This is a genomic window from Jiella sonneratiae (genome assembly GCF_017353515.1).
GTDB classification, from domain to species: Bacteria; Pseudomonadota; Alphaproteobacteria; order Rhizobiales; family Rhizobiaceae; genus Jiella; species Jiella sonneratiae.
The window spans coordinates 1-1,175 of record NZ_JAFMPY010000072.1 but is presented as its reverse complement, the minus strand read 5'-3'; the positions used below and the strand labels follow the sequence as shown (position 1 = coordinate 1,175).

At 66.8% G+C, this 1,175-nt stretch carries 1 protein-coding gene; it reads left to right on the top strand.

Going from position 1 to position 1,175, the window contains the following annotated elements:
* The coding region (gene tuf / locus J1C47_RS23520) for an elongation factor Tu (protein WP_207353229.1) at nt 1-1,175 on the top strand (1,175 nt) is incomplete at its 3' end.

Below are 1,175 nucleotides of genomic sequence, written 5' to 3'. Positions count from 1 at the left end.
ATGGCCAAGAGCAAATTCGAGCGCAACAAGCCGCATGTGAACATCGGCACGATCGGGCACGTCGACCACGGCAAGACGTCGCTGACGGCGGCGATCACCAAGTATTTCGGCGAATACCGGGCCTATGACCAGATCGACGCGGCGCCGGAGGAGAAGGCGCGCGGCATCACGATCTCGACGGCGCACGTGGAATACGAGACCGAGAGCCGGCACTACGCCCATGTCGACTGCCCGGGCCACGCCGACTACGTGAAGAACATGATCACCGGCGCGGCGCAGATGGACGGGGCGATCCTCGTCGTCTCGGCGGCCGACGGCCCGATGCCGCAGACGAGAGAGCACATCCTGCTCGCCCGCCAGGTCGGCGTTCCGGCGATCGTCGTCTTCCTCAACAAGGTCGACCAGGTCGACGACGCCGAGCTGCTCGAGCTGGTCGAGCTCGAGGTGCGCGAGCTGCTCTCGTCCTACGAGTTCCCGGGCGACGACATTCCGATCGTCAAGGGCTCGGCGCTCGCCGCCCTCGAAGACTCCAACAAGGAGATCGGCGAGAACGCGGTGCGTGAGCTGATGAAGGAGGTCGACGCCTACATCCCGACCCCGGAGCGTCCGATCGACCAGCCGTTCCTGATGCCGATCGAGGACGTGTTCTCGATCTCGGGCCGCGGCACGGTGGTGACGGGCCGCGTCGAGCGCGGCATCGTCAAGGTTGGCGACGAGGTCGAGATCGTCGGCATCCGCGACACCAAGAAGACGACGGTGACCGGCGTCGAGATGTTCAGGAAGCTGCTCGACCAGGGCCAGGCGGGCGACAACATCGGCGCGCTGATCCGCGGCGTCGACCGCGACGGCGTCGAGCGCGGCCAGGTGCTGTGCAAGCCGGGCTCGGTGAAGCCGCACACCAAGTTCAAGGCCGAGGCCTACATCCTGACCAAGGAGGAGGGCGGCCGCCACACGCCGTTCTTCACCAACTACCGCCCGCAGTTCTACTTCCGCACGACGGACGTGACCGGCGTGTGCACGCTGCCCGAGGGCACCGAGATGGTGATGCCGGGCGACAACGTGACGATGGACGTGACGCTGATCGTGCCGATCGCCATGGAGGAGCGCCTGCGCTTCGCCATCCGCGAAGGCGGCCGCACCGTCGGCGCCGGCATCGTCGCCGCGATCGTCGAGTA